This window comes from Nonomuraea sp. H19 (genome assembly GCF_052068215.1).
Classification (GTDB): Bacteria; Actinomycetota; Actinomycetes; order Streptosporangiales; family Streptosporangiaceae; genus Nonomuraea.
In genome coordinates, this window is record NZ_JBQHCV010000001.1 from 748,263 (window position 1) to 775,262 (window position 27,000).

At 71.3% G+C, this 27,000-nt stretch carries 22 protein-coding genes and 1 pseudogene; 11 read left to right on the forward strand and 12 right to left on the reverse strand.

All coding sequences use genetic code 11. The features are described from left to right. Window positions 1–1,671, forward strand: coding sequence for a tyrosine 2,3-aminomutase (gene cmdF, locus ACTMTI_RS03415; RefSeq protein ID WP_441118104.1), 1,671 nt, complete (start codon window positions 1–3; stop codon window positions 1,669–1,671). A gap of 162 nt (window positions 1,672–1,833) precedes the next feature. On the opposite strand, the gene ACTMTI_RS03420 is transcribed toward cmdF, so the two are convergent. From ACTMTI_RS03420 to ACTMTI_RS03435, 4 genes are all read right to left on the reverse strand, one after another. Beyond that, on the reverse strand, window positions 1,834–3,414 hold the full coding sequence (locus tag ACTMTI_RS03420; protein WP_441118105.1) for a 4-hydroxyphenylacetate 3-hydroxylase family protein: 1,581 nt from the start codon (window positions 3,412–3,414) through the stop codon (window positions 1,834–1,836). Between the two features lie 34 nt (window positions 3,415–3,448). Beyond that, on the reverse strand, window positions 3,449–4,684 hold the full coding sequence (locus ACTMTI_RS03425) for an acyl-CoA dehydrogenase family protein (RefSeq protein ID WP_441118106.1): 1,236 nt from the start codon (window positions 4,682–4,684) through the stop codon (window positions 3,449–3,451). A gap of 246 nt (window positions 4,685–4,930) precedes the next feature. Further along, entirely contained in the window at window positions 4,931–6,079 is a 1,149-nt protein-coding gene (locus tag ACTMTI_RS03430; RefSeq protein WP_441118107.1) for a DegT/DnrJ/EryC1/StrS family aminotransferase, read from the reverse strand. 25 nt (window positions 6,080–6,104) lie between these two features. Next, entirely contained in the window at window positions 6,105–6,911 is an 807-nt protein-coding gene (locus ACTMTI_RS03435) for a class I SAM-dependent methyltransferase (RefSeq protein WP_441118108.1), read from the reverse strand. A 126-nt stretch (window positions 6,912–7,037) separates the two neighbouring features. Here ACTMTI_RS03435 and ACTMTI_RS03440 point away from each other — a divergent pair, with 126 nt between their 5' ends. After that, window positions 7,038–8,261, forward strand: a complete 1,224-nt coding sequence (locus ACTMTI_RS03440) for a methyltransferase domain-containing protein (protein WP_441118109.1) — start codon at window positions 7,038–7,040, stop codon at window positions 8,259–8,261. 60 nt (window positions 8,262–8,321) lie between these two features. On the opposite strand, the gene ACTMTI_RS03445 is transcribed toward ACTMTI_RS03440, so the two are convergent. The 7 genes and pseudogenes from ACTMTI_RS03445 to paaA all read right to left on the reverse strand — a co-directional run. After that, a complete protein-coding gene (locus ACTMTI_RS03445; protein ID WP_441118110.1) occupies window positions 8,322–8,456 on the reverse strand; it encodes a hypothetical protein in 135 nt (44 codons plus the stop codon). A 179-nt stretch (window positions 8,457–8,635) separates the two neighbouring features. Then, entirely contained in the window at window positions 8,636–10,771 is a 2,136-nt protein-coding gene (locus ACTMTI_RS03450; protein ID WP_441118111.1) for a molybdopterin-dependent oxidoreductase, read from the reverse strand. 22 nt (window positions 10,772–10,793) lie between these two features. Beyond that, entirely contained in the window at window positions 10,794–11,888 is a 1,095-nt protein-coding gene (locus ACTMTI_RS03455; RefSeq protein WP_441118112.1) for a 2Fe-2S iron-sulfur cluster-binding protein, read from the reverse strand. Continuing rightward, window positions 11,888–12,352: a 1,2-phenylacetyl-CoA epoxidase subunit PaaD gene (gene paaD, locus ACTMTI_RS03460; protein WP_441118113.1), complete on the reverse strand. Its 465-nt coding sequence runs from the start codon at window positions 12,350–12,352 to the stop codon at window positions 11,888–11,890. Before paaD ends, ACTMTI_RS03455 begins: the two co-directional genes overlap by 1 nt. Then, window positions 12,346–13,077, reverse strand: a complete 732-nt coding sequence (gene paaC / locus ACTMTI_RS03465) for a 1,2-phenylacetyl-CoA epoxidase subunit PaaC (protein WP_441118114.1) — start codon at window positions 13,075–13,077, stop codon at window positions 12,346–12,348. Before paaC ends, paaD begins: the two co-directional genes overlap by 7 nt. Continuing rightward, window positions 13,074–13,379: a 1,2-phenylacetyl-CoA epoxidase subunit PaaB gene (gene paaB, locus ACTMTI_RS03470; protein WP_441118148.1), complete on the reverse strand. Its 306-nt coding sequence runs from the start codon at window positions 13,377–13,379 to the stop codon at window positions 13,074–13,076. Before paaB ends, paaC begins: the two co-directional genes overlap by 4 nt. A gap of 69 nt (window positions 13,380–13,448) precedes the next feature. Continuing rightward, window positions 13,449–14,432, reverse strand: a pseudogene (gene paaA / locus ACTMTI_RS03475) (1,2-phenylacetyl-CoA epoxidase subunit PaaA); the annotation flags it as partial. 61 nt (window positions 14,433–14,493) lie between these two features. Between paaA and ACTMTI_RS03480 the strand changes: the two are divergent. Further along, window positions 14,494–16,020 carry a benzoate-CoA ligase family protein gene (locus ACTMTI_RS03480; RefSeq protein ID WP_441118115.1) on the forward strand — a complete coding sequence of 509 codons (1,527 nt, stop codon included), beginning with the start codon at window positions 14,494–14,496 and terminating at the stop codon, window positions 16,018–16,020. 94 nt (window positions 16,021–16,114) lie between these two features. Here ACTMTI_RS03480 and ACTMTI_RS03485 read toward each other — a convergent pair whose 3' ends face one another. Further along, the gene (locus ACTMTI_RS03485) at window positions 16,115–16,921 is read right to left on the reverse strand and encodes an arylamine N-acetyltransferase family protein (protein WP_441118116.1); all 807 of its coding nucleotides are present in this window, start codon (window positions 16,919–16,921) and stop codon (window positions 16,115–16,117) included. A 187-nt stretch (window positions 16,922–17,108) separates the two neighbouring features. Here ACTMTI_RS03485 and ACTMTI_RS03490 point away from each other — a divergent pair, with 187 nt between their 5' ends. The 8 genes from ACTMTI_RS03490 (at window position 17,109) to ACTMTI_RS03525 (ending at window position 26,963) form a co-directional block, all read left to right on the forward strand. Further along, on the forward strand, window positions 17,109–18,887 hold the full coding sequence (locus tag ACTMTI_RS03490; RefSeq protein ID WP_441118117.1) for a non-ribosomal peptide synthetase: 1,779 nt from the start codon (window positions 17,109–17,111) through the stop codon (window positions 18,885–18,887). Between the two features lie 5 nt (window positions 18,888–18,892). Then, a complete protein-coding gene (locus ACTMTI_RS03495; RefSeq protein ID WP_441118118.1) occupies window positions 18,893–20,797 on the forward strand; it encodes a cobalamin-dependent protein in 1,905 nt (634 codons plus the stop codon). After that, on the forward strand, window positions 20,787–21,923 hold the full coding sequence (locus ACTMTI_RS03500) for an acyl-CoA dehydrogenase family protein (protein WP_441118119.1): 1,137 nt from the start codon (window positions 20,787–20,789) through the stop codon (window positions 21,921–21,923). Before ACTMTI_RS03495 ends, ACTMTI_RS03500 begins: the two co-directional genes overlap by 11 nt. Then, window positions 21,920–22,723: a thioesterase II family protein gene (locus ACTMTI_RS03505; protein ID WP_441118120.1), complete on the forward strand. Its 804-nt coding sequence runs from the start codon at window positions 21,920–21,922 to the stop codon at window positions 22,721–22,723. Before ACTMTI_RS03500 ends, ACTMTI_RS03505 begins: the two co-directional genes overlap by 4 nt. Then, window positions 22,720–23,964, forward strand: coding sequence for an acyltransferase family protein (locus ACTMTI_RS03510; protein ID WP_441118121.1), 1,245 nt, complete (start codon window positions 22,720–22,722; stop codon window positions 23,962–23,964). The genes ACTMTI_RS03505 and ACTMTI_RS03510 overlap by 4 nt, the downstream gene beginning before the upstream one ends. A gap of 60 nt (window positions 23,965–24,024) precedes the next feature. Next, a complete protein-coding gene (locus ACTMTI_RS03515; RefSeq protein ID WP_441118122.1) occupies window positions 24,025–24,894 on the forward strand; it encodes a phytanoyl-CoA dioxygenase family protein in 870 nt (289 codons plus the stop codon). Window positions 24,895–24,977: 83 nt separating this feature from the next. Beyond that, window positions 24,978–25,421, forward strand: coding sequence for an SRPBCC family protein (locus ACTMTI_RS03520; RefSeq protein ID WP_441118123.1), 444 nt, complete (start codon window positions 24,978–24,980; stop codon window positions 25,419–25,421). Between the two features lie 330 nt (window positions 25,422–25,751). Next, window positions 25,752–26,963, forward strand: a complete 1,212-nt coding sequence (locus ACTMTI_RS03525) for a methyltransferase domain-containing protein (RefSeq protein ID WP_441118124.1) — start codon at window positions 25,752–25,754, stop codon at window positions 26,961–26,963. Window positions 26,964–27,000: the final 37 nt, after the last annotated feature.

Sequence of the window (27,000 nt, forward strand, 5' to 3'; positions counted from 1 at the left end):
GTGACACTGGTTGAGACCTCAACGTCAGTCGACTTCGATGGGGAGAGCCTGGATGTCCCGACAGTACGGCTGATCGCCGAGAACGAGGTCACCTGTGGCGTCGCCCCCTCCGCCCTGGCCAAGGTCGCGGCCAACAGGCGGGTGTTCGAGGACATCATCGCGAGCGGCATCCCCGTCTACGGAGTGACCACCGGCTACGGCGAGATGATCTACATGCTCGTCGACACCTCCAACGAGGTGCAGCTCCAGACCAACCTGGTCCGCAGCCACAGCGCCGGAGTCGGCCCGATCTTCGCCGAGGACGAGGCTCGGGCCGTCCTCGCCGCCCGGCTCAACGCCCTGTCCAAGGGCTACTCGGCGGTGCGGCCGGAACTGCTCGAACGCCTGGCGCTCTACCTCAACCTGGGCATCACGCCCGCCATCCCCGAGATCGGGTCACTGGGCGCGAGCGGTGATCTGGCGCCGCTGGCGCACGTCGCCTCGACGCTGATCGGCGAGGGGTACGTGCTGCGTGACGGCCGGCGGGTCGAAACCGGGCGCGTACTGCGCGAGTTCGGCATCGAGCCGCTGCAACTGCGGTTCAAGGAAGGGCTGGCGCTGATCAACGGCACCTCGGCGATGACCGGGCTCGGCTGCCTGCTGGTCACCCGGGCCCTTGACCAGGTGCGGCAGGCCGAGATCGTGACCGCGCTGATCTGCGAGGTCCTGCAGGGCTCGACCAGCCCGTTCGTGGCCGACGGGCACGACATCGCCCGCCCGCACCAGGGGCAGATCGACGTCGCCGCCAACATGCGGGCCCTGCTGAGCGGCAGCGGCCTGGCCGTGGATCACAGTGAGCTGCGCCAGGCGCTCAGCGTCGACCCGTTGCGCCTGGCGGTCCTGCGGGACAGGGAGCCGCAGCGCCCCCGGCGCAAGGACGGAGCCGAATCCGCGGAGCACGGCGTCCACCGGACCGAGGTCTACCTGCAGAAGGCGTACACGCTGCGGGCCATCCCGCAGGTCGTCGGCGCCGTCAGGGACACCGTCTACCACGCCGCGGCCACGCTGCACATCGAGCTCAACTCGTCCAACGACAACCCGCTGGTCTTCGAGGGCAAGGAGGTCTTCCACGGGGCGAACTTCCACGGCCAGCCGGTCGCCTTCGTCATGGACTACCTCACCATCGCGCTCACCCAGCTCGGCGTCTTCTCCGAGCGGCGGACCAACCGGCTGCTGAACCGGCATCTCAGCAACGGCCTGCCCGAGTTCCTCGTCGCCGGCGATCCGGGACTGAACAGCGGTTTCGCCGGGGCGCAGTACCCGGCCACCGCCTTGGTCGCGGAGAACAGGACGATCGGGCCCGCCAGCACGCAGAGCGTGCCGTCCAACGGCGACAACCAGGACGTCGTCAGCATGGGGCTGATCGCCGCCCGCAACGCGCGCAGGGTGCTGCAGAACAACACCAGGATCCTCGCGGTGGAGTTCCTGGCCGCGGCCCAGGCCGTGGACCTGTCGGGCCGGCACGACCGGCTCAGCCCGGCCGGTCTGGCCACGTACGAGCGGGTCCGCTCGCTCGTGCCGGTCCTGGAGGAGGACCGCTTCATGTCGGACGACATCGAGCTGGTGGCCGCCGCGATCTCCCGCGGGGAGTTCCTGGCCGCCGTCGAGCAGGCCGACGTCGCCCTCCGCTGATTCTCGGCTCACGAAGGCGCCCCCGGGTCGTGTCCCGGGGGCGCCTTCGTGCGACCGGGCCTCGTATGACCGGGAGGGCCTCGTACGGCAGGGGAAGGCCCTTCTACGACGGAAGGGCGCTGGGAGGCTCGCCTCCCAGCGCCCTTCCCGCAGTGGCGGGGTTCAGAAGTCGCGCAGTCCTCCACTGGCCTGCCGCAGCTCCTCGAACGAGGACAGGTCGGGCACCGTCCAGCCGTCGAGGTCATACTCGTTCAGGCATTCGTCGACGAAGGCCTTGTACCCGTCCACCTGGCCACTGGCCGTCTGCGCGAACAGCAGCTCCACGCGCGTGTTCTCGTGGTTGCCCGCGTAGTTGCGCTCGTACAGCTCGTGCCGCCCGCCGAACTCGGTGCCCACGGCGTCCCACAGCAGCTTCATCACCTTGATCCGCTCGACCGAGTCGACGCCGCCGGAGCCGCGCAGGTACTTGTCCAGGTACGGCCGCACCTCGGGGTTCTTGAAGTCCTCGGCGCTGGAGTTGATGTAGATCAGGCCGCTGGCGATGTCCTGCTGGATGATCTCCTTGACCCGTGGGTAGCCGATCTGCATGAACCAGCGGTAGGCCAGGCCGTACTCCGGGTTGGGCAGCACCGCGCCGTTGGTCCACGGCACCGGGTTGCGCGCGGCCGCGTCCGACAGCCCCCAGAACAGGTTGCGCCAGGCGAGCACCTCGCCGATCCGGCTCTGCACGCCGCGGAAGTCCTTGGTGCCGGTGATCTCCACCGCCTTGGCCAGCAGGCCCGCGATGAACTCCAGTTTCACGGCCAGGCGGGTGCACCCGTGGAAGGTGAACCGCTCAGGGAAGCCGGAACGGCCGGTGAAGAGCTGGACCTTGCCCAGGTGGCCGTAGATGAAGACGTTCTCCCAGGGGATGAGCACCTTGTCCAGGACGAGGATCGTGTCGTTCTCGTCCAGCCGCGAAGACAGCGGGTAGTCGAACGGGCTGCCCATGACGGTCGCTGCGGCGGAGTAGGAGGGACGGCAGATCAGCTTCAGCCCGGGGGAGTGCATCGGCACGGTCGCCACCAGGGCGAACTTCCTGTCCTTGATGGGCAGGCCGTAGTGGGCGATGAAGTTGTAGTGGGTCAGCGCCGAACCCGTCGCCACCACCTTCGCGCCGCTCACCACCAGGCCCGCGTCGGTCTCCTTCTCCACGTGGACGAAGACGTCGGCGACCTCGTCGGGCGGCCGGTTGCGGTCCACGGGCGGGTGGACGATCGCGTGGTTCCAGAACAGGACCTTCTCCTGCGACTCCCGGTACCAGCGTCGCGCGTTGTCGGCGAACGGTTCGTAGAACTCGGCGTTGGCGCCAAGTGTGCCGAGGAAGGAGGCCTTGTAGTCGGGGCTGCGGCCCATCCAGCCGTAGCTCATCCGCGCCCACGCGGCGATGGCGCGCTGGTTGGCTACCAGGTCCTCGGCGCTGCGGGGGGTGGTGAAGAAGCTGTGGGTGTAGCCGTCGCCGCCGGTGTCGGTGGGCGCGATGAGCGCGTCGCGCCGGTCGGGGTCGTGCAGCGCGTCGTAGAGCCTGGCGGTCATCCTGATCGGGTTGTGGAACGCAGGGTGTGCGGTCACGTCCTTGACCCGGTCGCCGTAGAGGTAGATCGCCCGGTCGTCGCGCAGGCTCTCTATGTACTCCGCCCCGGTCATGGGCCGGGTCGCCGGCCGGGCGTCCTCGACGGGAGGTGCGTCCTGAAGGTCTGTCATCGGGCTACTCCGCTTCCTTCCTCCGCTCGGGCCTCTACCCGAGCCCGAACCGGGCCTTGGCCAGATCACGTTTGGCGATGGTGGCGAGGAACGTCGAGACGCCCGCGTGGGTGACGAACATCGACATGTCCCGCCACACGCGCTCGATGCGCTCGCCGCTGCGGACGGCGCTCGACCCCGCCGTGGGGAACAGGTACGACTCGACCGCCTTCCAGCACAGGGCGACCGCCTCGCTGCAGATCCCGGCGAGGGCGAGCTCGCTCTCGCGGGTGACGGCGGCCGCGCCGGCGGCGGTGATCTCGTGCCACTGGCGGGCCACGTCCAGGGTGGCGGCCTCCGCGGTGGCGATCAGGCCGGCGGCCTTGCCGTACCTGAGCTGGAAGTCCGGGTCCTCGCAGCGCGTGACGATGGGCGGGAACGGCGTCGTCCGCGTCCGCATGAGCTCCTCGTACGCGTCCAGCGCGCCCTTGGCCATGCCGACCGCGAGCACCGCGTCCTCCAGCACCATGAACGTGAGCTGCCCGCCCCCGTACTGGGGCCCGTGCAGCTCGCGCCCCGGGGTGCCCGCGGTGACATCGATCTGGCTCATGTGCTGCTTGAGCGTGTAGCGGTCGGGGACGCGGCCGTCGACGATGCGGATGCTGTGCGACCCGCTGCCCTTCAGCCCGAGCGCCCGGCCCCAGTCGTCGAGGCGGATCCACGCGCTGCGCGGGGCGATGAACATCATCGGCTCGGGCGGGCCGCCGCCGTCGGGGGTGACCATCGCGTGGCCGATGAAGTGCGAGGCGTACGGCGAGCCCGAGCAGTAGCCCCAGGTGCCGTTGATCAGCCAGTCGCCGTCGGAGGTGCGCTCGGCCGTGCCGCCGGGCATCACGGTCGCCGGGCAGATGAACTCGCCAGAGGCGAAGATCTCCGCCTGCGTGGCCTCGTCGAAGATCGTGGCCGCCGCCAGCGCGTGCGCCGCGCCCAGGCAGTACATCCAGCCCGTCGAGGGGCAGCCTCGGGTGAGGTTGATCGCCACGCGGACGAACGTGTCGATCCCGAACTCGTAGCCGCCGTACCGGCGGGGCACCAGGATCCGGTAGAAGCCGGCCTCGGAGAAGCGTTCGTGGACGTCCTCGCCGTAGTACGTGCGCTGCTCGGTCTCGCCCTGGCGCTCGACCAGTTCGGGGATCATCGCCTCGGCCCTGGCGACCACGTCCTCGGGGGTGAGGCCAGGCTCCGGCGGGTCGGCGAGGCGGTGCTCGAAAATAGTGGTGTCGACACCCATCGCTATGCGAGTCCTCACGGTTTCGTGGACCAATGGGGCATGTGGTCAGCGTCACATCCAGGATTTTCCGCCGCATCTCCCGGCGTGCTGTTTTGACCGCCGGGAGATCAATTGGGGCGCGGGCGACCCGAGAATCGCGCGGGCAAATGGTCGCGCGCCGCTCTCAGCCAAATGGTACGTCGAATTCAAGGCCCGATGAATGCTTTGTGATAACACTCGCGGAGTGCGCACGCAAAGAGCAGGGAATTACCAGCCGGATTTGATCGTGTCCGCTATATGCGCGCGATCGGCCGCGGAAAGCCACCAGCCGACGGGGATGTGGACTATGCGGTCGTGCACGGCGTCCAGGCCGGGCAGCGCCCGATCCGCGACGTCCCGCACGGCGCCGTGCGTGTCGTTGCGCCGGACCAGCATGCTCACCATGATCCCCGCGTCGTTCATCTTCCGCATGAACGAGGGCCGGTCCTCGGCCTTGACCGGGTACAGCCAGCAGGACGACTCCCGGTCCGGCTCCCGCGCGGTCAGTTCCAGTCCCGGTACGCCGGCCAGCTCCGCGTCGTAGAACGCGGCGTTCCGGCGGTGCTGTTCCACCCGCTCGTCGACCGTCTCCAGGTTCGCCAGCCCGATGGAGGCGCTGATCTGGTCCAGGTAGAAGTTGTAGCCCCACTCGGGCACGTCGTAGTCGCCGTTGACCCGGTCGGCCCGCCGGTCGATGCCGAAGAAGCGGAGCCTGCGGGCGCGCTCGTACGACCGCTCGTCGGGCAGGGTGAGCATGCCCCCGCAGCCGGTGCCGAGGTGCTTGGTCGCGTGGAAGCTGAACACGCAGATGTTCTCGCCGTCACCGCCCACCGGACGGCCGCGAAGGGTGCTCCCCCAGGCGTGCGCGCAGTCCTCGACGACCACCGGCCGGTAGCCGTGCGCGGCCTCGGCCGCGTCGAGGATCTCCCGCAGCCGGTCCACGTCCACCGGATACCCGGCCCAGTGGACGATGACGATGGCGCGGGTGGCCGGTGAGATCTTCTTCGCGAGATCGTCGAGGTCGAGGTTGAGCGTGGCCGGGTCCACGTCGACCCAGCGCAGGCGCAGCCCGTTGGCCAGCACGGCCCAGTTGGTGGCCTCGAAGGTCAGCGGCGTGCTCAGCACCTCGTCCCGGTCGGAGTCCAGTCCGGCCTCCCGTCCGTCGCCGGTGCCGGACGCGCCCGCCAGCCGGAGCGCGAGATGCAGGCCCGAGGTGCCGTTGTTGACCGTGGCCACGTACGGGTTCCCGAGGCGCGCGCCCAGCGCCGCCTCGAACTCCTCGACCACCGGCCCGTGCCCGATCATGCCGGTGCGCAGCACGTCGGCGATCCGGTCCAGGGTGCCCGGCCCGATCGCGGCCTTGAGCAGCGGGATCATCGGCGGCGCGCTCCGTCCGGTCCGTTCAGTGCCGGACGCCGACGAAGAGTCCACGGCCGTCCCCGATCTCCCCGCTCTCGATGTACTCGGCGTCGCAGCCCGCGCGCCGGAACGCGGCCGTGTAGTCGGCGGGCTCGAACAGGGTGAAGATCTGGACCTGGTCGAAGTGGCGTACGCCCGTCGCGTCCGCCACGGACCAGTGCGACTCCTGCCGGACGGTGGAGCCCGTGGTCCGCGCCATCCGCCCCACCCGCGCCACCGTACGGTCCGCGCCGCGTACGAAGTCGCCGGCGATGTGGCCGTCGATGAACCTGGCGGGGAAGTACCACGGCTCGACGATCAGCACCCCGCCGGTCGGCAGATGAGCGGCCATGTGGCCCACCGCCGCCTCCAGCTCCGCCGTGTCGGTCATGTAGCCGACCGTGCCGAATAGGCTGCACACCGCGTCATAGGTCCGGCCGGTGTCGAACCGCCGGATGTCCCCGTCGTGGATCGCCACGCCGGGCACCTTCCGCCTGGCCGCCGCGCGCATCGTCGGGGAGAGCTCGACGCCCTCGACCTCGTCGAACATGAGCCGGAACGTCCGCAGGTGCTCCCCCGTCCCGCAGGCCACGTCCAGCAGCGAGGCCGCCCCGGGGCGGCGGGCGCGCACCAGCTCGGTGACGACGGCGGACTCGTGCGCGTAGTTCTTGCCCCGCCCCTTGTAGACGAGGTCGTAGACCTCGCTCACGTCGGCGCTGTAGACGTTGGCCTTCCGGGCGCCCTCGGCGTCCCGGGTGGCCATGGCCGAAATGTCCGTGGTCATCAGCGCCTCCGCAGTTGATTCGATCACCCGGAAAGTCTCACATTCACCGCGTTCGCCGGGCATCTTCCCGATTGCGCAGCGGTGTCGCCGGCGCCGCGGAACTGCGCAATCTTCGAGATGTTCCCTGCGAGGGCCCGCGGCTAGCCTCGGCTCATGTCGAATAGTAACTGTAGGATTTGCGGCGGCACGGTGAAAGAAACCGTCAACCTGGGTCGGCAGCCGTCGGGTAACGGATTTCCGTTGCCTCATGAGATCGAGCACGAGAAGTCTTTCCCGCTCAGCGCGGGGACCTGCGACTCCTGCACGATGTTCCAGCTGCTCGATGATGTTCCCGCAGAGGCGAAATACCGCGACGAATATCCGTATCACGCGTCGGGTTCTGCGGTGCACCGCGCGCATTTCGAGGGGAACGCCCGCCGTTTCCTGGAGACCGAGCTGACCCGACCGGACGCGTTCATCGTCGAGATCGGCAGCAATGACGGCGTCATGCTCGCCACGATCGCGCAGGCCGGCGTCCGGCACCTGGGCGTCGAGCCGTGCCGGGAGGTCGCCGACGTCGCGCGGGGGCGGGGGATCCGGGTGCTCGGCGAGTTCTTCGACGAGAACACCGCGGCCGCCATCCGCGCGGAGCACGGCCCCGCGGACATGGTGTTCGGGGCCAACTGCATCGCCCACATCGTCTATCTCCGGCGGCTGCTCCAGGGCATCGACACGCTCCTGACGCCCGATGGGGTGTTCGTCTTCGAGGAGCCCTACCTCGGATCGGTCATCGCACAGAACGCCTTCGACATGATCTACGACGAGCACGTCCACATCTTCTCGGTGCGGTCGGTCAAGGCCATGGCGGAACTCGCCGGGTTCGAGCTCGTCAACGCCGAGCCCGTGCCGCTGCACGGCGGCACGATGCGCTACACGATCGCGCGGCCGTCCCGGCGCGCCCCGGCTCCCGCGGTGGCGGAGTTCCTGGCCCGGGAACGCGAGCAGCGGCTGGCGGAGCACGGCACGATCGAGAAGTTCGCCGCCGCGGTCCGGAAGATCCGGGAGGACCTCACCGGGCTGCTGGGCGACCTCCACGCGCAGGGCAAGCGGGTGGTCGGTTACGGCGCGCCCGCCAAGGTCACGACGGTGACGAACTACTGCGGCATCGGGACCGAACTGATCCCGTTCGTGGTCGACTCGACCCCGTCCAAGCAGGGACGGCTGGTCGCGGGCTCGCACATCCCGGTGCTGGAGCCCGGGGCGTTCGCCGCGGACCACCCCGACTACGCGGTGCTGTTCGCGTGGAACCACGCCGAGGAGATCATGGCGAAGGAGCAGGCGTTCCGCGAACGAGGCGGACGCTGGATCCTCTACGTGCCCGACGTGCGCATCGTGTGAGACGTCCCGGCCCGCCGCCGCCGTCGAGCGGGTGTCGGGCCCAGCACGCTCGTCAGCTTCTCAGCCGGCTTCCACGCGGCCAAGCACCTGAGCTGCGACACCGGCGGCCTGCTCGTGCTGCCCGACGAGCCGTCCCTGCTGCGCGCCCGCAGGCTGCGCTTCTTCGGCATCGAACGGGACGCCGACCGGGTGCACGCCGGCTACGACGTGCCCGAGTGGGCTACAACATCCCGGTGGGCTGGTGGCTGCCGGACGGCGAGCGCGCGCACATCGCGCGGACCATCAGACCCGGCTGGTAGAGCCGCCTCCTGCTGGGGACCGCCCCGGCCGTCACCCGCCGCGCGGGATCGGGCCGGAGCCGCGTGCGTACCAGGTCAGGCGGTGACCTTCGAGACCGTCACGGGGACCGCGTTGAAGACGGCGTTGCCCGACACCGGGTCGATGACCGTCTCGTCCGTCAGGGCGTTGGCGTTGACCCCGGCGTGCCGCACCGCCACCGGCTGGTTCCCGCCCGCGTGACCCCACCCGTGCGGCAGGCTGACCACGCCCGGCATGATCGACTCGGTGGGCTCGACGGGCACGACGACCTCCCCGGCCGCCGAGCGGACGAGCGCGGTCTCACCCAGCCCGAGCCCGGCCACGTCGTCGGGGTGCATGTGCAGCGTGCACCGGTTGGCGCCGCCGACCAGCACGGGCACGTTGTGCAGCCAGCTGTTGTTGGAGCGCAGCTGACGCCGCCCGATCAGCAGGAGCTGCGAGTCGGGCGCGGCGGGCCGCGCGCGCAGCCGGCGCACCTCCTCGACCATCGCCTCGGGCGCCAGCGCCACCCGCCCCGAGGGCGTGCGCACCAGCTCGCCGAGCCGCGGCTCCAGCGGGCCCAGGTCGACGCCGTGCGGCTGGGCGATCAGCTCCTTCAGCGACAGCTCGTACGCGCCGAGCCGCAGCAGGGCGTCGAGCATCAGCTCCGGCCCGCTGTCGCCGGACAGCTCGGCCCGCAGGCCGCTCGCCTCGCCGAGCACCTGCCCGACGATCATCTCGTCGAGCGCCGCCGGGTCGGCCTGCGCGCCCTGGCCCGCGGCGATGAGCGTGAGCCTGGCCAGGATCTCCGCCTCTGACCGCTGGTCGGGGCCGAGCGGGAGGATGGCGGGCGAGAACCTGGCGTAGTTCCGCACGGTCACGGTGGACAGCAGGAAGTCGTAGTGCGGCATCTGCAGCATCCGCGGCGGCGGCAGGATCACGTCGGCGTGCCTGGTCGTCTCGTTGAGGTACGGGTCCACGCACACCATGAAGTCCACGCCGGCCAGCGCCCGGTCCAGGCGCGGCCCGTTCGGCGCCGACAGCACGAGGTTGCCCGCCACCGTCACCATGGCCCTGACCTGGCCCTTGCCCGGCGTCTCCAGCTCGTCGGCGAGCGTGGCGACTGGCAGCTCGCCCATCACCTCCGGCAGGTCCCGCACCCGGCTGCGCCAGCTGCCCGTGGTGAACGGCTCGCGCGGCCGGAAGATCTCCGCGATGGCGGGCCGGGTGAACATGACGCCGCCGGGCCGGTCGAAGTTGCCGGTCAGCACGTTCACCACGTCCACGAGCCACTGCGTGAGCGTGCCGAACTCCGAGGTGCAGGTGCCGATCCTGGTGTAGACGGCCGCCGAGGGCGCCGCCGCCAGCTCGCGGGCCAGCGCGGTGATGCGGCCGGCCGGCACGCGGCAGATCTGCGCGGCGGCCTCCGGCGTGTGCGGGGCGACCGCCTCGCGCAGCTCGTCCAGCCCGTCGATCTCGATGTCGATCGAGGTCAGCTCCTCGGCCAGCAGCGTGTGCACGATGGCCAGCAGCAGGTGGGAGTCGGTGCCCGGGCGGACGAACAGGTGCTCGTCGGCCAGGGCGGCGGTACGGGTGCGCCGCGGGTCGGCCACGACGAGCCTGCCGCCGCGCCGGCGCAGCGCCTTGAGCCTGCCGGGGAAGTCGGGGGCCGCGCACAGCGAGCCGTGCGACTCGGCCGGGTTGGCCCCGATGACCAGCAGGAAATCGGTGCGGTCGAGGTCGGGCACGGCGATCGCGAAGGGGTCGCCGAGCATGAGCCCGCACGCCACCTGCTTGGGGGCCTGGTCGATGGTGCTGGCGGAGTAGACGTTGCGGGTGCCGAGCGACTGCGTGAGCGGCATCCGGTACATGAACCCGGCCATGGTGTGGAAGGTCGGGTTGCCGAAGTAGACGGCGACCGCGTCCCGTCCGTGCTCGGAGATCACCCGTTCCAGGCCGCGCTCGACCGCCTCGAAGGCCTCCTCCCACGACGACTCGCGCAGCTCGCCGTCCACGCGGACGAGAGGGTGACGCAGGCGGGAGGGGTCCTCGTCGAGCGCGCCGAGGCTGGCGCCCTTGGGGCAGACGTAGCCCCGCGAGAACGGGTCGTCGGCGTCCCCCTTGACCGAGAGGACGTGACCCGTGTCGTCCAGCTGGAGGCGCAGGCCGCAGACGGCGTCGCAAATGGGACAGGTTCTGTGCGCGATGGTCATGGACACTCCCGATGCCGAGGAATCACAGGACGTCGAAGTCGATACGCACCCGGGCGGTCAGCGGCACCGCCTGGCACGTCAGGATGTTGCCCGCCGCCCGGTCCTCCTCGCTGAGCGCCCAGGTGCGCGCCAGGCGCACCTCGCCCTCGACGACGCGGGCGCGGCAGGTGCCACAGACGCCTGTCTGGCAGGAGTACGGCACGTCGGGGCGGGCGGCCATGACCGCGTCGAGCACCGTGCGCCCCGGCTCCAGGGGCACGCTCGTGACCCGGCCGTCCATGACGACGCTCACCTCGGCCGCCCCGGGGACCGTGCCCGTGGGGGACGCCGGACGGCTCTCGCCGGCGGGCACGCCCGGGTGGAACAGCTCGGTGTGGATCGCGGCGGGGTCCACCTCGTGCCCGGCCAGGGCCGCGAGCGTCTCGTCCACCATGCCGGCGGGCCCGCACACGAACCACTCGTCCACCTCGGCGGGCCGCAGCAGCCGGGCGAAGAGCGCGTCGAGCGTGGCCCGGTCCAGCCGCCCACGGGGCAGGCCCACGCGCGGCTGCTCGCGGGAGAACAGGTGCACCAGGTGCAGCCGGCCGGGGTGGCGGTCCTTCAGGTCGCCGAGCTCGTCGGCGAACATCGTCGAGCCGGCCGCGCGGTTGCCGTACAGGACCGTGAAGCGGCTGCCCGGCTCGGTGTCCAGCGCCGTGGCGACGAGCGACAGCACGGGCGTGATGCCCGAGCCGGCGGCCACGGCGGCGTAGCGGCGGCGGCGGGCGGGGTCGAACCGCACGCCGAACGTCCCGACGGGCGACAGCAGTTCGAGCTGGTCGCCCGGCGCGAGCTCCCTGGCCGCGTACGTGGAGAAGGTCCCGCCGGGCACCACCCGCACGCCCAGGCGCAGCCTGCCCCGGCTGGCGAGCTCGCGCGGGGTGGAGCAGAGCGAGTACGACCGGCGGACCTGGCGCCCGTCCACCGGCAGCCGCACCGTGACGTGCTGGCCGGCGGTGAAGGCGAAGGCGCCGGTCAGCTCGTCCGGGACCAGGCAGGTCACCTCGACCGCGCTGCCGTCCGCGGCGACCGGCGTGACCGACTCGACGCGGACGCGGTGGAAGCGCGGTCTGGCCATCAGTGCGCCTTCAGATGCTCGAAGGGCTCGCCGCAGCCCGGGCAGAGCCGCAGCGCCATGCAGGCGGCGGCGCCGGAGCTGGCCAGCTCCGTGGTGTCGGGGAACGCGCAGCGGGGGCAGCCGGGCTGCAGCAGGGGCAGCGACAGCCGTCTCGGCGGCGCGATGCCCGCGTCGGCGAGCTTGGCGCGCGCGGTCTCGCTCAGCCAGTCGGTCGTCCACGGCGGCGACATGGAGACCACCACCTCCACGTCGGCCGCGCCCGCCGCCCGCGCCGCCGCGGCGACGTCCGCCTTGATCAGCTCCAGAGCGGGGCAGCCCAGGTAGGTGGGGGTGACCGTGACGACGGCGTTGCCGTCGTCGTCCACGCTCACCTCGCGCAGCATGCCCAGCTCCCCGATGGACAGCACCTGCAGCTCGGGGTCGAGCACCGCCGCCACCGCCGCCTCCACTTCGGCCTTCACCATCGTGCCCCCACATGCGCTCGGTGGACGTACTGCATCTCCGCCAGCAGCGGGCCGAACCACTCCGTGTGCCGGCCCTCCCGGCCGCCCGTCGCCGCCCAGCCGTCCCGCGGCCTGGCCAGCGTCGCCTCGCCGAGGACGCGGTCGACGACCTCAAGCCACGGCCCGCGCAACGCCGCCGGGTCGAGGCCCGCCTCGGGCGCCGCCCACGGCTCGAACAGCTCGTGCGTGTACGGCCACACCTCCTCGACCGCGTCGCGCATCCGCCGGTGCGACAGCGGCGTCCCGTCGCCCAGCCGAACCGTCCAGACGGAGGCGTAGCTCACGTGGAACGCGCTCTCCTTGGCCGCCTTGGCGGCGATGCCGGCCAGCCGGGGCTCGGCCGCGCGCGACAGCCGGGTGTAGAGCAGGTTCTGGTACGTGGCCAGGAGCAGCGTCTTGGCCACGGTCGTCGCGAAGTCCCCGTTGGGCAGCTCGACGAGCTGGACGTTGCGGAACTCGTGCCCGTCGCGCAGGAACGCCAGCGCGTCCTCGTCCCTGCCGGCCCCTTCGAGGTCGCCGGCGTAGGTCAGGAACGCGCGGGCCTGTCCGAGCTGGTCCAGCGCGACGTTGGCCAGCGCGACCTCCTCCTCCAGCTGCGGCGCCCGCGCGCACCACTCGGCGGTGCGCTGCGCGGCCACGAGCGCGTCGTCGCCGAGGCCGAGCAGGTAGTCGAACAGGGCGGTCACAGGCCCTCAACCCCTTCGGGCGGCGGGAAGGAGGAGGCGTGGCGGTACTGCTTGTCCGCGGCGGGGGCGAAGTAGGCGTCCTTGTGCTCGGGGTCCGAGGAGGTCATCGACCGCGACGGCACCACCCACAGGGACACGCCCTCCTCCCTGCGCGTGTAGAGGTCGCGGGCGCTGTGCAGCGCGAGGGCGGCGTCGGGGGCGTGCAGGCTGCCCGCGTGGGTGTGGCCGAAGCCGCGGCGCGGGCGCACGAACACCTCCCACAGCGGCCACTCCTCCTCGACCGCGTCGACCTCCTGAGCGATGGCCTCCTGCGCGTCGATCGCCGGCGCGCCGATCTCCTGCGCGTCGATCGCCGGCGCGTCGATCTCCCGCGCGGCGGCCTGCTTCGCCGCCTCCTTCGCGGCGTGGGCGGCGGCGGCCTCGCGCACCCAGGCGCCCTCCTCGTGGGCGCGCCTGCGGTGTGCCAGCCGCTGCTTGTTGCGCGGCCCGTGCCCGGCCACCACCCGCATCAGCTCGTCGTAGTCGGGCGGGGTGAAGTCGTGGTGCCCCCGCTCGGGGTTCCAGCGCAGCGCCGGGTCGGGCAGCCGGACGCCCAGGGCCTTGGCCTGGGGCACGCACAGGTCCACGAACCGCTGCCGCAGCTCGTCGTTGCTCGCCCGCTTGATCCGCCACGCCATGGAGGAGGCGGAGCGGGTCGAGAGCGAGTCCGGCGGCCCGAACATCGCCAGCGCCGGCTGCCACCAGCGCTCCACCGCCTCCTGCAGCGACCGCCGCTGCGCGGGCGTGCCGCGCGACAGCGTGTACAGCAGGTCGAAGCCCTGCCGGTGGTGGAAGGATTCCTCCCGGCAGATGCGCACCAGCGCCCTGGCGTACGGCCCGTACGAGGTACGGCAGAGCGAGACCTGGTTGACCACCGCGGCCCCGTCGGTCAGCCACGCCAGCGCGCCGACGTCGGCCCAGGTGAGCGTCGGGTAGTTGATGAACGACAGGTACTTCTGCCGGCCCTCGTGGAGCGCGTCGAGCAGGTCCTCCCTGCGCGCGCCCAGCGTCTCGGCGACCGCGTACAAGTACAGCCCGTGCCCGGCCTCGTCCTGCACCTTGGCGATGAGGACGGCCTTGCGCGCCAGGCTCGGCGCGCGGCTGATCCAGGCGGCCTCGGGCTGCATGCCCATGATCTCCGAGTGCGCGTGCTGCGCGATCTGCCTGATCAGGCTCTCGCGGTAGCCGTCAGGCATCCAGTCCTTGTGCTCGATCTTCTGATCCCCCGCGATCAGGGCATCGAACGCGCTGATGCTCACGACCCACCTCCTCCGCAGATCGTCTTCAGCGTCGTTCGCGGGCCCCGCGCCGCGCATCTTCGTGCTTGCGGCAATCTGCGAGATGTACGCCGGGGCGGGCCCCCCGACCATGGGCGGCATGACCATACGCGCGAAGGACCTGCCGACGACGTTCAACATCGCCACCCACTTCCTCGACGGCAACGACCCCGGCAGGACCGCGCTGCTCACCTCGGCGGGCCCCGTGACCTACGGCCGGATCCAGGCGCTGGCCGGTCAGGTGGGGCACGTGCTGCGCGGACTGGGCGTGCGCCGCGGCGACCGGGTGCTGCTGGCGCTCGGCGACGGCGTGGAGTCGGTCGCCACCTGGTACGGCGTGCAGAAGATCGGCGCGGTCACCGCCGAGGTCTACACCTACCTGCAGCCGGAGGAGTACCGCTTCTTCGCCGAGTACGCCCGCCCCGCCGTGGTCGTCGCCGACGCGTTCACCCTCGACCGGCTCCGCGCCGCCGGGATCCGGGACCTGCTGGTGGTCGGCGTGCCCGAGGAGGAGCTGCGCGCGGGCGAGCACCACTTCGCCTCGCTCACCGCCGCCGCGCCCACGCGGCTGGAGGCCGCGCCGACCACGCCCGACGACGTCGCCATGTGGCGCTTCACCACGGGCAGCACGGGCAAGCCGAAGGCCTGCGTGCTGGCCGCCCGCAGCGCCGCGCTGAGCATGGAGTGGTTCGCCAGGGGAGTGCTCGACCTCGGGCCCGACGACATCGTGCTGCCCGTGCCCAAGCTCTTCTTCGGCTACGCCAACAACATCACCGCGCTGTTCCCCTTCCGCGTGGGCGCGAAGGGCATCGTCTTCCCCGAGCGCAGCACGCCCGGGCGCATCTTCGAGCTGATCGCCGAGCACCGCCCGACGATCCTGGTCAACGTGCCGACCATGATGGCCGCCATGCTCGCCCACCCCGACGCCGCCCGCCAGGACCTCAGCAGCCTGCGCGTGTGCATCTCGGCCGGCGAGGCGCTCCCGCTCGAACTGCACCGCCGGTGGCTGGAGACGTTCGGGGTGGAGGTGATGGACGGCATCGGCTCGTCCGAGATGTTCCACGGGTACGTGTGCAACCGGCTGGGCCGGGCCAGGATGGGCACGCTCGGCCAGGCCGTCCCCGGCTACGACGTGCGGGTGGTGGACGAGCACGGCGTGCCGCTGCCCGACGGCGAGGTGGGCCGGCTGGAGATCACGGGGGAGACGGCGGCGCTGGAGTACTGGCAGGACCCGGCGAAGACGGCCGCCACCTTCGTGGCCCCGGACACGGTGCGCTCGGCCGACCTGTTCTCCCGTGACGAGGACGGCTACTTCACCTTCAGGGGCAGGGCGGACGACCTGCTCAAGGTGGGCGGGAAATGGATCGCGCCCAGCGAGATCGAGAACTGCCTGCTCACGCACCCCGCCGTGGCGGCGTGCGCGGTCGTGGGGTTCGAGCGCGACGGGCTCACGCTGCTGCGCGCGTACGTGGTGACGAGCGGCGCGGCGACCGCGCAGGAGCTGCGCGACCACGTGCGATCGCTGCTGTCGCCGCACAAGTGCCCCAAGGACGTGCGCCTGGTGGACGCGCTGCCCGAGACCGCGTCCGGCAAGATCAACCGCCGCGCCCTCACCAGCACGCGCTGACGGCGGGCGCTGAGCCGCCTGCACGCTGGTGACGCCGACTCCGTCTCCGTCGCCCTCCCCGTCGTGCGCGGCGAGGGCCGGCACGCGCCGGCGGTCACGCGCTGACGGGTGACGGCGGCAGGTCCGACAGCTCGACGCCGAAGCGGGAGCGGTAGGTCTCCCGCAGCTCGTCCTCGTCCTCGATCACCACGGTGCTCTTGCCGCCGTTCTCCCTGACGGTCAGCGTCGTCCCGCTGAGGGTGACCCGCCCGCCGTCCCGTGTCGGGATCGTGCAGTACAGGCGCCGCAGATGCGGGGAGTCGGGCGCGTGCTGGTACCACCACCACATGGCCTCGAAGTCGGCCACCAGCCGCGGCCGGTCCTCCAGCCGGTACTGCAGCCGGCCGTCACGCAGCAGGTCCGTGTCGCCGTGTGGCGCGCGGGCCAGCTCGAAGGCCCCGTGCGGGTCCTGCTGCGGCAGGCCGGGCACCCAGCGCAGCGGATGGCGCGTGCCCCGGCCGTACCCGACGTCCACGAGCCACGGGTCGGGGGAGTCCGTCGTGTGCACGCGCAGCGCCATGTGGCCGATGATCGGGCCGAGCGCGCCGTCGTCGGCCATCCGGCCCGCCAGCACCTCCGCCCGGAACCCGAGCGCGCGCAGCAGCTCGAAGAACGCGCCGTTCAGCTCGTAGCAGGTGCCACCGCGCCGCCTGGTGATGATCTTGTCGAGGGCGGCAGCGCCGATGCCCATCGGCTCGCGCAGGTGGAAGTCCACGTTCTCGAACGGCACCGTCATGACGTGACGGTGGTGCAGGTCGCGCAGCGCGGCCGAGGTCGGCTCGCCGGGCCGCTCCGCGCCGATGCGCCGCAAATAGGCGGCCACCGTCCGGTCGTCGAGTAAAGGCCCGTGGGTCAGCGTCATAGTGCGGCTCCGCATTCTCACAGAAATGGCGGTACCAGGACCATGCCATTCTGTGGCCGCCCGGACACCTTTTCCGTTGCGCAGATCTCTGGGCAATTCATGAGATGCGAGAAGCGCGTGCGCCCGGACACCATGAGGCGAATAAACGTAGCCTCGGGAGGCAGAATTGACCGGTTCGAGCTCCGCGATGGCGACTCGCCCGTTCGCCGTCGTTTCCGCGGGAGTGCGATGGTGGGCGCAGGTGCAGCCGGACCAGCATGCCGTGGTCAGCGGTGGCGAGGTGCTGACCTATTCCGATCTCGACGAACGTTCCTCCCGGCTGGCGGGTGTGCTGCGGGCGCGCGGTGTGGGCAAGGGTGACCTGGTGGTCCTGGCGCTCGAACGCTCGCCCGACCTGGTCGTGGCGGCGCTGGCCGTGCTGCTGGCGGGCGGCGCGTACGTGGGCGTGGACGTCGAGGACCCCGACGCGCGGCTGTCGGCCGTCATCGCCGACTCCGGCGCCCGCCTGGTGATCGCGCGGGAGGCCGACGCCCCGCGCTTCGCGGCCGGCGGGACGTGGGACGGCGACGCCCTGCCCGCCGAGCGGGCGTGGCGCGGCGACGTGCTGCCCATCGAGCAGGCCTGGGAGAGCGACGCGCCCGCCCTGCGCGAGGGCCCCGAGATCACGCCGGACGACCTGTGCTACGTCGTGTACACCTCCGGCTCGACGGGTGTGCCGAAGGGCGTGCTCGTGCCGCACGAGGGCATCGCCAACCTGGCCGCCTGGCACCAGGACACCTTCGACGTGCGGCCCGGCGACCGCGTCAGCCAGATCGCCCGGCCCTCCTTCGACGCCTGGGCGCTGGAGGTCTGGCCGTGCCTGGCAGCCGGCGCCACGCTGCACCTGATGGAGGGCCGGCTGCCCGGCTCGTCCGACGCGCTGGCCCGCTGGATCTCCACGCAGGGCATCACGGTCTGCTTCCTGACCACCGTGCTCGCCGTCGACCTGCTCGACCAGCCGGTGGGCGGGTCGCTGCGGGTGCTGCTGACCGGTGGGGAGAAGCTGCGCAGGAGGCCGCCGTCCGGGCTGTCGTACCGGCTGTACAACCTGTACGGGCCGACCGAGACCAGCGTGGTCGCCACCTACGCCGAGGTGGGGCCCGAGGGCGGGACGCCGCCCATCGGGCACCCGCTGCCCGGCATGCGGGCGTACCTGCTGGACGAGGAGCGCCGCCCGGTGCCGCGCGGCTCCGTCGGCGAGCTGTACATCGGCGGCACCGGCGTGGCCCACGGCTACCTCAACCGGCCCGAGCTGACCGCGCAGCGGTTCATGCCCGACCCGGTCGATCTCGGCGCCCGCCTGTACGCCACCGGCGACCTGGCGCGCGAGCTGCCCGAGGGCGGGCTGGCCTTCGCCGGCCGGGCGGACGACCAGGTCAAGGTGCGCGGCTTCCGCGTCGAGCCCGGCGAGGTCGAGTCGGCGCTGCTGCGGCTCGACGGGGTGCGCGAGGCCGTGGTGGTCAAGAGCGAGCAGGCCGACCAGCTCGTCGCGGCCGTGGTGCCCGACGACCCGGCGGACCTGCCCGACCCCGTGGGCCTGCGCCGCGAGCTGGCCCGCGACCTGCCCGACTACATGGTCCCCGCCGTGGTCACGCTGTTCGACGCGCTGCCGCTGACCTCGCACGGCAAGGTCGACAGGAAGGCCCTGGCCAAGCCCCAGGAGCCGGCTGTGCGGGAGGAGGAGAGCGGCGGCTTCCGGACCGACACCGAGCGCATGCTGGCCGAGCTGTGGTGCGAGGTGCTCCAGATCGGCTCCGTCAGCAGGGAGGACAGCTTCTTCGAGAGCGGCGGCGACTCGCTGCTCGCCATCCGCCTGGCCTCGCGGGCCAGGCAGCGCGGGCTGCGCATGGTCGCCGACGACCTGTTCGAGTACGACGTGCTGCACGAGCTGGCGGCCTCCGTCAGCGCCGCGAGCCCGGGAACGTGAGGGTGATGAAGACCTGCCTGGTCGAGCTGACGGTCTATCCCAACACACTGCCGCTGGCCTCGGGCTACCTGCAGGCCTACGCGCAGCAGGACCCCGACGTGGCCCGCGACTTCGACTTCGCCATCCACGCGGTCGAGGTGAACACGCCGCTGGAGACGCTCGTGTCCGACCTGCTCGCGCAGGAGGCCGACGTCTACGGGCTGAGCTGCTACCTGTGGAACATGCGCCGCATGAAGGCGCTGTGCGACGAACTCGTCAGGCTGCGGCCCGACGCCTACGTCATCCTCGGCGGGCCGCAGGTCATGCACCACGCCGCGGAGTACGTGCCGCCGTCGGCCCGCAACGTGCTGGTGTGCAACAGCGAGGGGGAGAAGCCGTTCACCGCGTTCCTGCGCGAGGTGGCGGGCGAGCGCAACTTCCACGAGGTGCCGGGCGTCAGCTTCTGGGACGACGACGGCGAGCTCGTCACCACCCCGCAGCCCGACCGCATCAAGGACCTGGACGAGATCCCCTCGCCGTTCGCGGCCGGCGTCTTCGACGGGGGCGAGTACACCTTCGCCGTCGTCGAGACCAACCGGGGCTGCCCGTACCGGTGCTCGTACTGCTACTGGGGCGCGGCCACCAACGACAAGGTGCACCGGTGGGAGCTGGACCGCGTCAAGTCCGACCTGTCGTGGATCAGCGAGCACGGCGTGGAGAGCATCTTCGTCGCCGACGCCAACTGGGGCGCGCTGCCGCGCGACGTCGAGCTGACCCGCCACCTGGTGGAGTGCAAGCAGCGCAACGGCTACCCGTCGATGGTGGCCATCCAGGCGGCCAAGAACCGTCCCGACCGCGTCACGGAGATCACCGAGATCCTGGTCGAGGGCGGCATGCTCACGAGCCAGCCCGTCTCCCTGCAGACCACCAGCCCGCAGGCGCTGGAGCTGGTGCAGCGCGCCAACATCAAGGAGTCCACGTACGTCGAGCTGCAGGTCAAGCTCCGCGAGAAGAAGATCAGCTCCTACACCGAGCTGATCTGGCCGCTGCCGGGCGAGACCCTGGCCTCCTACCAGGAGGGCATCGGCAAGCTCTGCGCGTCCGGCGCCGACGCCGTCGTCTCCTATCCGCAGCTCCTGCTGCGCAACACGCCCATGTACCGGCAGCAGGAGGAGCTCGGCATCGTCACCGTGCGGGTGGACGACCCCGTCGCCGAGGCCGACGTGGTGGTCGGCACGAAGTGGGTGACCCGCGAGGACTTCCAGGAGGGCGCCTGGTTCTACTACGCGGTCATCAGCATCTACAACGCGCGGGCCGGCTACTACGTCGCGCGCCTGCTCGACCGCCATGGCGTGTGCTCCTACACCGACTTCCTGCGGGCGGCCGCCTCCTACTTCAAGACCAGGACCGACACCGAGACCTGCCGGTTCTTCGCCGACTCCGTGGCCACGCTCGGCAACTACGACATCAACAACATCGGCAAGGTGCTGCACTACGTCCTGCACTCCCACCGGGGCGAGATGGACGTGCTGCTGGAGGGGTTCCTGCGCGAGCGCGGCTGGCTGGACCTGCCCGGCGTGCGGCCGGCCTTCGAGCTGGACCTGCTGGCCAGGCCGTACGTCTACCGGGAGTCGGTGGTCGCGCCGAGCGTGCCGCTCACGCACATCCGGCTGGCCGAGCAGGACCGCTACACCTTCGTCGCCGAGCTGCCCCCGGAGGCCGCCGCGCTGCTGGAGCTGCCCGACCTGCCCGAGGGCGCGGACCTGGGCGCGGTGCGGGTGCGCGCCGACCACGTCGGCCGGCGCAAGATGCCCTATCCCAAGCACCGCAGCCTCGACTACAACGCGGGCTACTGCCAGGTCATGATGAACCGGATGCGGGACATCGTCCCCTCGTGGACGGTGCTGCCGGCGGTGCACCATGCGGCGTGAGCTGTTCACCGCCGACCACGACGCCTTCCGCGAGCTGGTGCGCACGTTCGTCGCCAAGGAGATCGAGCCGAACTACCGCGCGTGGGAGGAGCGGGGCGCGGCCGGCAGGGACGTCTGGCGCAAGGCGGGCGAGCTCGGCCTGCTCGGCATGGACGTGCCCGCCGAGTACGGCGGGGGCGGCGATTCCGACTACCTGCACCACGTGATCGTCTCCGAGGAGCTGGGCCGGGCCGGCGTGCACGCGCCCGCACTGTCCCTGCACAACGAGATCGCCGGGCTGTACCTGCGCACGCTCACCACGCCCGAGCAGCGCGCGCGCTGGCTGCCCGGCTTCTGCAGCGGGGAGCTGGTCACCGCCGTGGCCATCACCGAGCCCGACGCCGGCAGCGACGTGGCGCGGCTGCGGTGCCGTGCCGTCCGGCGCGGTGACGGCTACGTGATCACCGGGCAGAAGACGTTCATCACCAACGGGGCCGTGGCCGACCTGCTGCTCGTGGCCGTCCGCACGGGTGAAGGCGCGGGCGGCGGGCTCAGCGTGATCGCCGTCGAGTCCGACCGGCCAGGGCTGTCGCGCGGGCAGGCGCTCGACAAGATCGGCATGCGCGCCATGGACACCGTCGAGCTCTTCTTCGACGACGTCGAGGTGCCCGCCGCCAACCTGCTTGGCCGCGAGGGCAAGGGCGTGGCCTACCTCATGCGCACGCTGCGCAGGGAACGCATGATGATCGCGGTCTCCGCGCTGGCCACCGCCGAACGGGTGCTGGAGTACACGATCGAGCACTGCCGCACCCGCCAGGTGTTCGGCCTGCCCGTCGGCGCGCACCAGCACAACCGCTTCGTCCTGGCCGAGCTGGCCACCGCCGTGGCCGTGGCCCGCTCCTTCACCGACCGGTGCGTGGCCGAGGAGGCGGCGGGCCGGCTGGAGTCGGAGGAGGCGGCGATGGCCAAGTGGTGGAACACCGAGCTGTGCCAGAAGGTCGTGGACCGCTGCCTGCAACTGCACGGCGGCTACGGCGTGGTGCGCGACTTCCCGGTGGCGCGGGCGTACGTCGACACCAGGGCGCAGACCATCTACGGCGGCACCACCGAGATCATGAAAGAGCTGATCGGGCACGCGCTGATATGAGAACACCTCCGTGGTACCTGGCCTTCGAGCCGAGGCCGTCGGCCAGGCTGCACCTCTATGCCCTGCCCTGCGCGGGCGGCGGCCCCTCGGCCTTCCGCCCCTGGACGCGGCACCTGCCGTCCTGGATCGAGCTGCGCGCCGTCACCCTGCCGGGCCGCCCCGGGCGGCACCGCGAGCCCGCGTACACCGACTGCGACACCGCCGCCCGCGCCCTGGCCGCCGAGCTGGCCGCCGAGCTGGAGGGCCAGAGCGTGCCGTACGCGCTGTTCGGCCACAGCATGGGCGCCATGCTCGGCTACCGCATGGTGCGTGAGCTGCAGTCGGCCGGCGGGCGCCGGCCCGAGCTGCTGGCGGTCGCGGCCTGGCCGGTGCGCGGCGCGCTCGCGCAACCCGACCCGCGCGACGGGGACGAGCGGTTCATCGCCTCGCTGCGCGCCCTCGGCGGGCTGCCCGACGAGCTGGCCGGCGACCCCGCCGTGCTGGCGCGGACGCTGCCCGTGGCCAGGGCCGACTTCACGCTGTGCGCGTCGTACGCCTACCGGGCCGAGCCGCCGCTGCCCGTGCCCGTCGCCGCCTTCTGCGGCACCCGCGACCCGGTCGCGCCGGAGCGCGGCATGGCCGAGTGGCGCGCGCACACCACCGATTTCCGCGGGCTGCGAATTTTCGACGGCGACCATTTCTTCGTGCGCGACCGCGCCGCCGAGCTGGTCAGCGCGATTACGGCAATTCTGGAGATGCGCGGCCCCGCCGCGCGGCACGAAGCTGAGAGGGCCGTTCAACTCCGAGGAGCGTCCCTATGACAGCCACCATTGTCGGCGATTCCCGGCCATCACGTGAAACCAGAGGGCAGTATTTTCCCGAGCTGCAGGGAATACGCGCACTCGCGGTGCTGGCCGTCATCACCGTTCACTCCGCCTTCGCCTCCGGGCAGATCGGCTTCGGCGACCAGCCCGGCAACGGCTGGCTCGGCGTCGTGATCGAGCGGTTCACCCGCGAGTCACTGCCGATCCTCTTCGCCCTGTCCGGTTTCCTGCTCTATCTGCCCTTCGCGCGCAGGACCATCGAGGGCGCCCCGCAGAGGTACAACGTGGGCTCCTACGCGTGGCGGCGCGCGCTGCGCATCTTTCCCGCGTACTGGCTGCTGGCCCTGGTGGCGCTGTTCACGCCGCTGTTCCTGATGGGCCAGGAGCAGGCCGGCCACGGCTTCTGGTACATCGTGCGGGTGCTGACCATGCAGCACGTCTACGAGGCCGGCGGCATCCCGCTCGGCATGGAGTCGACGTGGAGCATGGCGACGGAGATCGCGTTCTACATCCTGCTGCCCGTGTTCGCCTGGCTGTTCCACCGGCTCGCCGCCGGCGCGGCGACGCCGCGGGCCAAGGCGCGCCGCGTCATGGTGCCGATCTTCGCCATCGTGCTCATCGGCTACGCCTTCAGCGCCTGGAGCCACCACCCCTCGCTCGGCCAGTACCCGGTGCAGGGCAACTGGCCCATCGGCTGGTTCGGCTACCTGGCCATCGGCATGGCCCTGGCCACGCTCTCGGCCGCGGCCCAGAGCGGCGGCTGGCTGGCGCCGTACCGGCTGATCGCCCGGCACCCCGGCCGCACCTGGCTGGTCGCGCTCGGCGTCATCATCCTGTACTGCTTCTCGCCCATGGGCGACCAGGGCACCTCCAACTTCCCGCCCACCCAGATCGTGCTGTTCAACCAACCGATCGACCTGCTGATCGTGTTCCTGCTGCTGGCGCCGCTGACCGTGCCCGACCTGCGCTCGCGCTTCCTCACCGGCGTGCTGACCGTCAGGCCGCTGCAGTACGTCGGGCGGGTGTCGTACGCGATGTTCCTGTGGCACATCCCCGCCATCTACATCTGGAACCTGTGGGGCTCCACGAACTTCCCGCTCGCGCTCCTGCTCGTGCACGGCACCGCGTTCGTCGCGGCCCTGATCAGCTACTACGCGGTCGAGAGGCCGGCACTGCGGCTGCGCAACAAGCTCGGCAAGGGCTCCGCCGAGCCCAGCACGCCGGTACTCGCGCGCTGACCGCCCGACAGACCTCCGCGCACGCTCCGCCGAAAGCCGATCCGAAGAAAGGTGATGATCGTGGCGAGTCTGACCCGAGTCAGGTCTGACGCCGATCTCGACGACGTGGTGGCCGTCCTGGAGAGGGACGGGGCCGTGATCGTCGAAGACTTCCTGGACAGCGGGACGCTCGCGGGGCTGTGGGCGGACCTGGAGCCGTCGCTGCAGGATCAGTCCTACAGCGACAACTGGTACGACGGGCTGCGCACGCGGCGGGTGTCGTCGCTGTTCGCCCGCACCACGAGGCTGACCCCCGTGGTCACGCACCGCCTGTTCCTGGGCGCGGCCCGGGCCATCATGCAGAAGCCCATCCCCATGTGGATCGGCAAGGCGCGCCAGGACATGGTGCCGAGCATCCAGATCAGCGCCACCCAGCTCGTGCAGATCCACAAGGGGCAGGGCAAGCAGCCGCTGCACCGCGACGACGCCCTGCACCTGCGCCCGCACCCGGGCCCAACCACCAGGGTCATGGTCATGCTGGCGATGAGCGAGTTCACCGCCGACAACGGCGGCACCCTGGTGATCCCCGGGAGCCACCACTGGGACGACGAGCGGGCGCCGGTCACCGAGGAGGCCATCCCCACCGAGATGCCGCCGGGCGGCGGGCTGATCTGGCTCGGCGGCGTCTACCACGGCGGCGGGCGCAACATCACCGACTCGCCCCGCACCGGCATGACCATCGCCTACGATTTGGGCAACCTCCGCCAGGAGGAGAACCAGTACCTCGCGGTGCCGCGCGAGCGGGTGCTGGAGTATCCCGAGGAGGTGCGCAGGCTCCTCGGCTACGACCGGTGCCCGCCCGGCGTGGGCTGGCTGGAGATGCAGGACCCCTACATCTGGCTGGAGTCGGAGGAGGCCAGGCGCGCCGCTCTCGGTCACCTGGTCTCCTGACTCCCAAGTGAGCATTCCTGAATAAGAACGGGACAGCCCGGCCGGACACAATGATGATCCGGCTCACACGAAAGGATGACGCGATGAGTGGCAAGATCGAGATCACCCGCGTGCTCGAGGCCCCGCGCGATGTGGTTTATGCGGCCTGGACCCAGCCGGAGCACTTCACCCACTGGTGGGGCGCGCCCCTGGACACCATCTCCATGGACGTCCGCCCCGGCGGCGAGTGGAAGGCCACGATCGTGGTCGACGAGGAGACCCAGGTCCCCTTCGCCGGCACCTACCAGGAGATCGTCCCGAACGAGCGCCTGGTCTACACGCTGGTCGACCTCAGCGGCAGGGAGCCCGCCGAGCAGCAGGCCGCCGGCCCCGAGACCGTGACCGTCACGTTCTCCGACGCCGGCAACGGCACCAAGATGGTCTTCGTGCAGGAGGGCAACCTCCCCGAGGACGAGCTCCCCCGCGCCGAGGAGGGGTGGGGCTTCTTCTTCGACGCCCTAGGCGAGTACGTCACGAAGATCAAGTAATGTGACGACGGGGGAGATCCCCGGTGACCGCCGGCGACGGACGACGTGGGGACCGCCGGCCCGATCCGATCTCCTCCACCTGCGGGATGTCCGGCCGCGCCGAAGGGCGGAGCCGTAACCGGCGACGATGGCGAGGGGCCGAGCGCGACCTGCCCCGAGTGGCCGGACATCCGACGGCCGCCGGTGGCGGGGGAGCACACCGCGCGATCGGGGCGGGGCGGGGCGTGGCCGATGCCGCGCCCCCGTCGCATGTCCGGACTCGTCCGCGCGTGCGGGAATCCCGCAAACAGCGATAAGCGAATTAACGCCCCGCGATGTTAGCGTCAATTCATGGAGACTTCCTGCCGCATCTGCTCTGGACCGGTGAAAGGCTCGATAGACCTCGGTGTCCAGCCCCGCGGAAATGCCTTCCCCAAGCCTGACCAATTGGCTGGGGAATTCTTTTACCCGCTGCTCGTCGGGATGTGTGACTCGTGCGCGATGGTGCAATTGATGGCCGAGATCCCGCAGGAAGTCAGATATCACGACCAGTACCCGTACCGGGCCTCCAACTCCACCGTGCACAGCGAGCACTTCGCCGGCGTCGCGCGCCGGCTGCTGCGCACCGAGCTGACCGGCTACGACCCGTTCATCGTCGAGATCGGCTGCAACGACGGTGTCATGCTCGCCACGGTCGCCGACGCCGGCGTCCGGCACCTGGGCGTCGAGCCCTCCCAGGAGGTGGCCGCCCTGGCCCGATCGAGAGGCGTGCGGGTGCTGCCGCGCTTCTTCGACGAGGAGACCGCGAGGGAGATCCGCGCCGGGCACGGCCCTGCCGACGTCATCTTCGGCGCCAACGTCATCGCGCACATCTCCCACCTCGACTCCGTGCTCAAGGGCGCCGTGACGCTGCTCGGCCCCGACGGGGTGTTCGTCTTCGAGGAGCCCTACCTCGGCGCCGTCGTCGAGCAGACCGCCTTCGACCTGTTCTACGACGAGCACTCCTTCGTCTTCTCCGTCAGCTCCATCCGCGCCGCCGCCCGCCTCTTCGGGCTCGACCTGGTGGACGCCGAGCCGCTGGCCATCCACGGCGGCTCCATGCGCTACACGCTCGCCAAGCGCGGCGCCCGCCGCCCCACCGCGGCCGTGGGCGAGCTGCTGGCCTCCGAGCGGGCGCGGCGCCTCGACCGGCACGCCACGCTCGAGGAGCTCAACCGCAGGGCCGAGCGCGTCCGCCACGACCTGACCGCGCTGCTCACCTCGCTGCGGGCGGACGGCAAGCGGGTGGCCGGCTACGGGGCGCCCGCCAAGATCACCACGGTCACCAACTACTGCGGGATCGGGACCGAGCTGATCCCGTACGTGTGCGACTCGACGCCGTCCAAGCAGGACCGGGTGGTCGCCGGATCCCACATCCCGGTGGTGGCGCCGTCGGTGTTCCGCGAGGACCGGCCGGACTACGCGGTGCTGTTCGCGTGGAACCACGCCAAGGAGATCATGGCGAAGGAGAGCGACTTCGCCGGCCGCTGGATCCTCTACATCCCCGAGGTCCACATCCTCTGACCCGTCACGGCCGTCCCATCACGCGAGCGGCCCGCCA

Bases quoted from the DNA above. Each gene is read 5' to 3' on its own strand.
- ACTMTI_RS03525 (WP_441118124.1), top strand. From the start codon at position 25,752: ATGGAGACTTCCTGCCGCATCTGCTCTGGACCGGTGAAAGGCTCGATA.
- ACTMTI_RS03440 (WP_441118109.1), top strand. From the start codon at position 7,038: ATGTCGAATAGTAACTGTAGGATTTGCGGCGGCACGGTGAAAGAAACC.
- ACTMTI_RS03450 (WP_441118111.1), bottom strand. From the start codon at position 10,771: ATGACCATCGCGCACAGAACCTGTCCCATTTGCGACGCCGTCTGCGGC.
- ACTMTI_RS03505 (WP_441118120.1), top strand. From the start codon at position 21,920: ATGAGAACACCTCCGTGGTACCTGGCCTTCGAGCCGAGGCCGTCGGCC.
- ACTMTI_RS03430 (WP_441118107.1), bottom strand. From the start codon at position 6,079: ATGATCCCGCTGCTCAAGGCCGCGATCGGGCCGGGCACCCTGGACCGG.
- ACTMTI_RS03495 (WP_441118118.1), top strand. From the start codon at position 18,893: ATGAAGACCTGCCTGGTCGAGCTGACGGTCTATCCCAACACACTGCCG.
- ACTMTI_RS03520 (WP_441118123.1), top strand. From the start codon at position 24,978: ATGAGTGGCAAGATCGAGATCACCCGCGTGCTCGAGGCCCCGCGCGAT.
- ACTMTI_RS03490 (WP_441118117.1), top strand. From the start codon at position 17,109: ATGGCGACTCGCCCGTTCGCCGTCGTTTCCGCGGGAGTGCGATGGTGG.
- ACTMTI_RS03425 (WP_441118106.1), bottom strand. From the start codon at position 4,684: ATGGGTGTCGACACCACTATTTTCGAGCACCGCCTCGCCGACCCGCCG.
- ACTMTI_RS03510 (WP_441118121.1), top strand. From the start codon at position 22,720: ATGACAGCCACCATTGTCGGCGATTCCCGGCCATCACGTGAAACCAGA.
- ACTMTI_RS03485 (WP_441118116.1), bottom strand. From the start codon at position 16,921: ATGACGCTGACCCACGGGCCTTTACTCGACGACCGGACGGTGGCCGCC.
- ACTMTI_RS03455 (WP_441118112.1), bottom strand. From the start codon at position 11,888: ATGGCCAGACCGCGCTTCCACCGCGTCCGCGTCGAGTCGGTCACGCCG.
- ACTMTI_RS03500 (WP_441118119.1), top strand. From the start codon at position 20,787: ATGCGGCGTGAGCTGTTCACCGCCGACCACGACGCCTTCCGCGAGCTG.
- ACTMTI_RS03420 (WP_441118105.1), bottom strand. From the start codon at position 3,414: ATGACAGACCTTCAGGACGCACCTCCCGTCGAGGACGCCCGGCCGGCG.
- paaD (WP_441118113.1), bottom strand. From the start codon at position 12,352: ATGGTGAAGGCCGAAGTGGAGGCGGCGGTGGCGGCGGTGCTCGACCCC.
- ACTMTI_RS03480 (WP_441118115.1), top strand. From the start codon at position 14,494: ATGACCATACGCGCGAAGGACCTGCCGACGACGTTCAACATCGCCACC.